Source organism: Pseudomonas sp. CFBP 8771 (genome assembly GCF_014841695.1).
GTDB classification, from domain to species: domain Bacteria; phylum Pseudomonadota; class Gammaproteobacteria; order Pseudomonadales; family Pseudomonadaceae; genus Aquipseudomonas; species Aquipseudomonas baltica.
Window position 1 is genome coordinate 89,445 of sequence record NZ_JACYUJ010000003.1, and the last position, 7,743, is coordinate 97,187.

Consider the following 7,743-nt stretch of genomic DNA (forward strand, 5'->3'; position numbering starts at 1 on the left):
CATGGCCAAGTCCATGCTGATCATCAGCCGCCAAGCCCCCTGGGCAGGCCCCGCCGCGCGCGAGGCGCTGGACATCGCCCTGGCCGGCGGTGCCTACGACCTGCCGCTGGCCATGCTGTTTCTCGACGACGGTGTCTACCAGTTGCTGGACACCCAGGCGCCGGATGCCGTGCAACAAAAGAATCTTGCGGCCAACCTGCAGGCGCTGCCGCTGTTCGGTGTCGAGGAGGTGTTCGTCTGCAGCGCCAGCCTCGCCCAACGTGGCCTGGCCTCCTCCGGGCTGGCCCTGCCCGCGCAGGCGCTTGCAGATACGCAATTGCGCGAGCTGCTGGCGCGCTTCGACCTTGTGGTGACCTTGTAATGAGTACTCTTCACGTATTGTCACACTCGCCTTTCAGCGACCAGCGCCTGCACAGTTGCCTGCGTCTGCTGGGCGACGACGACGCCATTCTGCTCAGCGGCGATGCGGTCTACGCCCTGGCGCCCGGCAGCGAGCCCTGGGCAGCGCTGGCGAGCGCCGGCGTCGCCGTCTTTGCCCTGGCCGAAGATGCGCAGGCACGCGCTTTGCCGAACAACCCCGGGGTCGAGCTGCTCGATTACCCGGCGTTCGTCGAGCTGACGCTGGCCTATGAAAAGGTCAATAGCTGGCTATGACGACACTCATCGTCGACGGGCGCAGCATCGCGCTGGATCAGGACGGCTACCTGCAGTCGCTCGCCGACTGGAGTCCGCAAGTCGCCCAGGCGCTGGCCGGCGCCGAGGATCTGCAACTGACCCCTGACCACTGGCAGATCATCGAACTGCTGCGCCGCTTCCATGCCCAGTACCAGCTTTCGCCTGCCACCCGGCCGCTGATCAAGTACGTCGCGCAGCAACTGGGCGCTGACAAGGGCAACAGTCTGCACCTCAATCGCCTGTTCAATGGCACTCCTGCCAAACTCGCTGCCAAGCTGGCGGGCCTGCCCAAACCGACCAATTGCATATGACCGACTACCCTGCACTGATGCTGGAAACCCCCGAAGAGCACCCGTTCGCCCAATTCGTGCGAGCCCTGGGCAAGGGTAAGCGCGGCGCACGCAACCTCACCGGTGAGGAAGCCCGCGAGGCCATGGGCATGCTGCTCGATGGCCGGGTGGAAGACGCACAGCTGGGTGCCTTCCTCATGCTGCTGCGGCACAAGGAAGAAAGCCCCGAGGAACTCGCCGGTTTCACCCTCGCCCTGCGCGAACGCCTGCAGGCGCCGGCGCTGGCGGTCGATCTGGACTGGCCGACCTACGCTGGCAAGAAACGCCACTTGCCGTGGTACCTGCTGGCTGCGAAATGCCTGGGCGGCAGCGGCCGGCGCATTTTCATGCACGGCGCGGGCGCCCACACCGCCGGACGGCTGTACAGTGAACAACTGCTCGGGACCTTGAACATCGCGCTGTGTCGGGACTGGGATGCCGTCGGCCAGGCGCTCGACCAGCACGGCCTGGCGTTTTCCCCGTTGATGGACTGGGCAGCGCCACTGCAACGCATGATCGACCTGCGCAACACCTTGGGCCTGCGCTCGCCCATTCATTCGCTGGCGCGGATTCTCAACCCGCTCGGGGCACGCTGTGGCCTGCAGAGCATCTTCCACCCTGGCTACCAGGCAGTGCATCGCGATGCCAGCGGCCTGCTCGGCGACACGGCGATCGTGGTCAAGGGCGACGGTGGCGAAATCGAGATCAACCCGGACAGCGCCAGCCATCTCTATGGCACCGGCGACCACCTGCCCTGGGATGAGGAATGGCCTGCCCTGGCCGCCCAGCGCCACGTGAAGCCGCCGACTCTCGAAGTCGGCCACCTGGTTGAGTTCTGGCAGGGTGAGCGCCAGGACAGCTACGGCGAAATGGCCTTGATCTCCACCATGGCCCTGGCCCTGCGAGGGCTGGGCAGCTCCCGCGAGCAGGCCTTCGACGAAGCCCGCGCGCTGTGGGCGGCACGCGACCTGGCGGCGTGCACGAAGTCCTTGTAACGGCAGCGGCGTGATGTCAGACCTACCGCACATGCCGCCGACGCGGCTCGCGCCGCTGCTACAGGGTTCATGCCGCCGCGACGGCGCCCCCCCCTGCCCGGAATACCCATGTAGCAGCGGCGCAAGCCGCGTCAGCGGTACACGCGCTGTGCCCTGATTACGCGTGTAGCAGCGGCGCAAGCCGCGTCGGCGGCACACCTGGTATGGGCCGCTGCGGCGGAGCAGCGTGATACAGTTCGCCGATACGCACTCGGGAGACGACCATGGGTTTGCTGATCGAAGGACGCTGGCACGACCAGTGGTACGAAAGCAGCGAGGACGGCGCGTTTCAGCGCGAAACCTCGCAGCGCCGCCATTGGGTCACCGCCGACGGACAACCCGGCCCCAGTGGCCAGGGCGGCTTCAAGGCCGAAGCCGGTCGCTACCATCTGTACGTCTCGCTGGCGTGCCCGTGGGCCCATCGCACCCTGATCGTGCGCAAGCTCAAGGCCCTGGAAACGCTGATCGACGTATCGGTGGTGAGCTGGCACATGGGCGAGCACGGCTGGACGTTCGACAGCCAGACAGGCTCGAGCGGTGATCACCTCGAGCCTTTGCGCTACCTGCACGAACGCTACACCCGCGACGATCCGCGCTACACCGGCCGAGTCACGGTGCCGGTGCTGTGGGACAAGCAGCAGAGCCGTATCGTCAGCAACGAGTCGGCCGAGATCATTCGCATGTTCAACAGCGCCTTCGATGCCCTCACCGGCAATCGCCTGGACCTCTATCCCGAGTCGCTGCGCCCAGCCATAGACCGCGTCAACGACGCGGTTTACCCGAATGTGAACAACGGCGTCTATCGCGCCGGCTTTGCCACTTCGCAGCAGGCTTACGCCAGGGCGTTCGACGATGTATTCGCCGAACTCGACCGCCTCGAAGCCACGCTGGACACCCAGCGCTACCTGACCGGGGAGTCCCTGACCGAAGCCGACTGGCGCCTGTTCACCAGCCTGATCCGCTTCGACGCGGTGTACCACGGACACTTCAAGTGCAACCTGCGGCGCATCGCCGATTACCCGAACCTGTCGAACTGGCTGCGCGAGCTGTACCAATGGCCGGGCATCGCCCAGACGGTGGACTTCGAACACATCAAAGGCCACTACTACACCAGTCATCCGACCATCAACCCGACCGGTATCGTGCCCAAGGGGCCCGCGCAGGATTTCAACGCTGCCCATGACCGTGAGCGCCTTCACGGCCGGGGTATCTGGCAACACGGCGAGGGGTGAGCCCGGTGCAGTCCTCACTGTTCGATGAGCCACAACAACCCAGTCGTCGCGAATCCCTGGGCGAGCAGACCTTCGTCCTGCGTGGCTTCGCCCTGCCCTGGCTGGACGACATCCTGCCGGCCTTGCGCGAAGTGCTCAGGGCAGCCCCGTTTCGGCGCATGGAAACGCCCGGTGGGCACACCATGTCGGTGGCGTTGAGCAACTGCGGGCAGTTCGGTTGGAGCACGGATGCGCGAGGATATCGCTACGTTAGCGACGATCCTCTCACCGGCCGCCCGTGGCCGGTGCTGCCCGAGGTGCTGCGCACGCTGGCTCGGGAAGCAGCGGCAGCGGCCGGTTTCGATGATTTCATACCCGATGCCTGCCTGCTCAACCGCTACGTGCCGGGCGCCAGGATGTCCCTGCACCAGGATCGCGATGAACGTGACTACGGCGCGCCCATCGTTTCGGTTTCACTGGGCCTCGCGGCGATGTTCCAGCTCGGCGGCCTGCAGCGCAGCGACCGCCCGCTGCGCGTGCCCCTGCTGCACGGCGATGTAATGGTATGGGGCGGTGTCGACCGTCTGCGCTTTCACGGCGTGCTGCCGCTCAAGGAAGGCGTGCACCCGGTGATGGGCCCACAACGGATCAACTTCACCCTGCGCAAGGCTGGCTGAGCGCAAGCAGCGGAGTGTCAGTGCCCGCAGCAACGGCTAACATGGCTGCTTCGACGATCCACGGAATCGCGCCATGCTCACCCCTACCGCTCACCACAGCCAACTGGTTGCCGCCGCCTGCCGCCAGATCGAGGCCAGCGACGCTCCGCCCGAGTTGAGCGCGCTGGCCGAACGGGCCGGCTTGAGCCCATGGCACTTCCACCGGGTGTTCAAGGCCGTGACCGGGCTGACGCCGCGCAGCTATGCCAGTGCCCGACGGGCGCAGAAGGTCCGCGAGCAGCTTCAGCAGGGCAAATCCGTCACCGAAACCCTGTACGCCAGCGGTTTCAATTCATCCGGGCGGTTCTACGAGGCCGCCAACGGCATGCTCGGCATGACCCCGGCGGCCTTCCGCCAAGGGGGCAGCAAGGCTTCGATCCATTTCGCCCTTGCCCAATGCAGCCTTGGCGCGGTGCTGGTGGCCTGCAGCGAGCGCGGTGTGTGCGCGATCCTGCTGGGTGACGAGCCGCAAGCCTTGCTCGATGATCTGCAACGGCGCTTTCCCAAGGCAGTACTGATAGGCGCCGACTCAGACTTCGAAGCGATCGTGGCCAAGGTGCTGGGCTTCATCGAGGCACCGAAGGCGGGTCTGGACTTGCCCCTGGACATTCGCGGCACGGCCTTCCAGCAACGGGTATGGCAAGCGCTGGGCAAGATCGAACCGGGCACTACCGCCAGCTACGCGCAGGTTGCGGCCAGCATCGGCGCGCCGAGCGCGGTACGTGCGGTGGCCGGGGCCTGTGCGGCGAACGCCCTGGCCGTGGCGGTACCCTGTCATCGAGTGGTACGCACCGACGGTGGGCTTTCCGGATACCGCTGGGGTATCGAGCGCAAGCGCGAACTGCTCGAGCGCGAGCGTCGGCCTGACACGCCTTGACGCCGATCTCGTCACAGGACTTCTCGCAGGCTGCGGACACCAGCGTGCAGGACTGGCAAAGCGCTATATATTTTGCTATATGACGGTAGTCTTTTTTCCCACAGAGCGCCGTCCAATGAAGTTCACCACCCGCCTGCTTGCCCTCGGCGCCGCCATGGCCCTCAACAGTGCGTACGCCGATGAGGTACAGGTGGCTGTCGCCGCCAATTTCACCGCCCCCATACAGGCCATCGCCAAAGCCTTCGAGGCCGACACCGGGCACAAGCTCGTCGCCGCCTATGGCTCGACCGGCCAGTTCTATACCCAGATCAAGAACGGCGCGCCGTTCGAAGTGTTCCTGGCCGCCGACGACAGCACCCCGGCAAAACTGGAAAGCGAGCAGGAAACCGTTCCGGGCTCACGCTTTACCTACGCCACCGGCACCCTGGCGCTATGGTCGGCCAAGCCTGGCTACGTCGACGCCGAAGGCGCCGTGCTCAAGGGCAACAGCTATCAGCACCTGTCCATCGCCAACCCCAAGGCCGCACCCTACGGGCTGGCGGCGACCCAGGTGTTGGCGAAGATGAACCTGACTCAGGCCACCCAGCCCAAACTGGTCGAAGGGCAGAACATCACCCAGGCCTTCCAGTTCGTCTCGACCGGCAATGCCGAGCTGGGTTTCGTGGCACTGTCGCAGATCTACAAGGATGGCAAAGTCGAACAAGGATCGGCCTGGATCGTCCCGGCCGCCTTGCATGATCCGATCAAGCAGGACGCGGTGATTCTCAACAAAGGTCGTGACAGCGAAGCCGCCAAGGCGCTCATGCAATACCTGAAAGGCCCGGCAGCTGCGGCCATCATCAAGTCGTACGGCTACCAGATCTGATGCCGCTGGACGCCAGCGACCTGGGTGCGATCTGGCTGACGGTGAAGCTGGCCAGCCTGACCACGGTGATTCTGCTGCTGGTCGGTACGCCCGTCGCCTGGTGGCTGGCGCGCACCGCGTCGCCCTGGCGCGGTGCTGTCGGCGCAGTGGTCGCCCTGCCCCTGGTATTGCCGCCGACGGTCATCGGCTTCTACCTGTTGCTGCTGCTGGGCCCCCACGGTTTCATCGGCCAGGCAACGCAAGCGCTGGGTCTGGGCTCGGTGGTGTTCAGCTTCACCGGGCTGGTGATCGGTTCGGTGATCTACTCCATGCCTTTCGTGGTCCAGCCCCTGCAGAACGCTTTCAAAGCCATCGGCGAGCGACCTCTGGAAGTGGCGGCGACCTTGCGTGCAAGCCCTTGGGATTGTTTCTTCACCGTGGTGCTGCCGCAGGCCAAGCCTGGTTTCGTCACGGCCAGCATTCTCGGCTTTGCCCATACTGTGGGTGAATTCGGCGTGGTGCTGATGATCGGCGGCAACATACCGGACAAGACGCGGGTGGTGTCGGTGCAGATCTTCGACCATGTCGAAGCCATGGAATACACCCAGGCGCACTGGCTGGCCGGCGCCATGCTGGTGTTTTCCTTCGCCGTGCTGCTGTTGCTGCACCGCGGCCGCCAATCGCGCTCGGCGTGGAGTTGATGGAATGATCCGTGCCCGTATCGACATGACCTATGGCGCGTTTTCGCTGGACGTCGACCTGCAACTGCCCGGACGTGGTGTCAGCGCGCTGTTCGGTGACTCCGGATCCGGCAAGACCACCTGCCTGCGCTGCCTGGCCGGGTTGGTGAAAGCGCCCGATGCCTGCATCGAAGTCAATGGCGAGGTCTGGCAGGACAGCGCCAGGGGAATTTTCCTGGCGCCGCACAAACGTGCGCTCGGCTATGTATTCCAGGAAGCCAGCCTGTTCGAGCACCTGTCGGTGCGCGGCAATCTTGAATACGGCTGGCGGCGGATCAAGCCTGGTCAACGCAAGGTCGCGCTCGATCAGGCGTGCGACCTGCTTGGCATAGCACATCTGCTGGAACGCCAGCCGGCCAACCTGTCCGGCGGCGAACGGCAGCGCGTCGGCATCGCCCGCGCGCTGCTGACCAGCCCCGGGCTGCTGCTGATGGACGAGCCGCTGGCGGCGCTGGACAGCCGCCGCAAGGCCGAGATCCTGCCCTATCTGGAACGGTTGCATGACGAACTGGACATTCCCGTGGTGTATGTCAGCCATGCCCAGGATGAGGTCGCGCGACTGGCCGACCATCTGGTGGTGCTGCAGGAGGGCCGCGTGCTGGGCAGCGGGCCGCTGGGGCCGACGCTGGAGCGCCTCGATCTGCCCATGGCGCGCGAAGCCGACGCAGGTGTGGTAGTGCAGGCCACGGTCCGCGGCTACGATCCGGTCTATCAGCTGCTGTCCCTGCAACTGCCGGGGGCCGTCGAACCGCTGCGCGTCGCCCATACCCCTCGGACGGTTGGCGACCGCCTGCGGGTCAAGATCCAGGCCCGTGACGTCAGCCTCAGCCTGAGCCCGGACGACGCCAGCAGCATCCTCAATCGTTTCGCCGTCACCGTCGAGCAGGTGTCGACAGCGCACAATCCGGCCCACGTGCAGCTGAGTCTGCGCGCCGGCGAGACAGTGATCCTGGCGCGAATCACCCGTTATTCGGCGGATCAGTTAGGGGTGGTGGCGGGCCTGCAGGCGTGGGCGCAGATCAAGGCCGTGGCGGTATTGGCCTGAGCACTGCAGCGCACCCGGACGCGGCTTGCGCCGCTGCTACAGACCGTGATCCCCTGTAGCAGCGGCGCGAGCCGCGTCATCGGCGCACGCAACCCACCTGACACCCCGCAGCGCACCCGGACGCGGCTTGCGCCGCTGCTACAGACCGCGATCCCCTGTAGCAGCGGCGCTAGCCGCGTCATCTGCGCATGCGATCCACCTGACACTCCGCAGCGCACCCGGACGCGGCTTGCGCCGCTGCTACAGACCGCGATCCCCTGTAGCAGCGGCGC

General features: G+C 65.8%; 10 protein-coding genes. All 10 read left to right on the forward strand.

What is annotated here, in order from left to right; all coding sequences use genetic code 11:
* Position 1 precedes the first annotated feature (1 nt).
* The 10 genes from tusC (at position 2) to modC (ending at position 7,471) form a co-directional block, all read left to right on the forward strand.
* A complete protein-coding gene (gene tusC, locus IFT80_RS08020) occupies positions 2-361 on the forward strand; it encodes a sulfurtransferase complex subunit TusC (RefSeq protein WP_192137211.1) in 360 nt (119 codons plus the stop codon).
* Positions 361-654 carry a sulfurtransferase complex subunit TusB gene (gene tusB / locus IFT80_RS08025; RefSeq protein ID WP_122477931.1) on the forward strand — a complete coding sequence of 98 codons (294 nt, stop codon included), beginning with the start codon at positions 361-363 and terminating at the stop codon, positions 652-654. The genes tusC and tusB overlap by 1 nt, the downstream gene beginning before the upstream one ends.
* Positions 651-986: a TusE/DsrC/DsvC family sulfur relay protein gene (locus IFT80_RS08030; RefSeq protein ID WP_185793283.1), complete on the forward strand. Its 336-nt coding sequence runs from the start codon at positions 651-653 to the stop codon at positions 984-986. Before tusB ends, IFT80_RS08030 begins: the two co-directional genes overlap by 4 nt.
* On the forward strand, positions 983-1,999 hold the full coding sequence (locus IFT80_RS08035) for a glycosyl transferase family protein (protein ID WP_192137213.1): 1,017 nt from the start codon (positions 983-985) through the stop codon (positions 1,997-1,999). The genes IFT80_RS08030 and IFT80_RS08035 overlap by 4 nt, the downstream gene beginning before the upstream one ends.
* A gap of 263 nt (positions 2,000-2,262) precedes the next feature.
* A complete protein-coding gene (locus IFT80_RS08040) occupies positions 2,263-3,270 on the forward strand; it encodes a glutathione S-transferase family protein (protein ID WP_192055952.1) in 1,008 nt (335 codons plus the stop codon).
* Between the two features lie 5 nt (positions 3,271-3,275).
* On the forward strand, positions 3,276-3,926 hold the full coding sequence (gene alkB, locus IFT80_RS08045) for a DNA oxidative demethylase AlkB (protein WP_122478261.1): 651 nt from the start codon (positions 3,276-3,278) through the stop codon (positions 3,924-3,926).
* Between the two features lie 73 nt (positions 3,927-3,999).
* Positions 4,000-4,842 (forward strand): bifunctional DNA-binding transcriptional regulator/O6-methylguanine-DNA methyltransferase Ada, encoded by an 843-nt coding sequence (ada, locus tag IFT80_RS08050; protein ID WP_192137215.1) that lies wholly within the window; start codon positions 4,000-4,002, stop codon positions 4,840-4,842.
* A 115-nt stretch (positions 4,843-4,957) separates the two neighbouring features.
* Positions 4,958-5,707, forward strand: a complete 750-nt coding sequence (modA, locus tag IFT80_RS08055) for a molybdate ABC transporter substrate-binding protein (protein WP_185793278.1) — start codon at positions 4,958-4,960, stop codon at positions 5,705-5,707.
* Positions 5,707-6,387, forward strand: a complete 681-nt coding sequence (gene modB / locus IFT80_RS08060) for a molybdate ABC transporter permease subunit (protein WP_192101943.1) — start codon at positions 5,707-5,709, stop codon at positions 6,385-6,387. Before modA ends, modB begins: the two co-directional genes overlap by 1 nt.
* Before the next feature lie 4 nt (positions 6,388-6,391).
* Complete coding sequence (gene modC / locus IFT80_RS08065) at positions 6,392-7,471, forward strand: molybdenum ABC transporter ATP-binding protein (RefSeq protein WP_192137217.1); 1,080 nt, start codon at positions 6,392-6,394, stop codon at positions 7,469-7,471.
* The last annotated feature ends 272 nt before the right edge of the window (positions 7,472-7,743 follow it).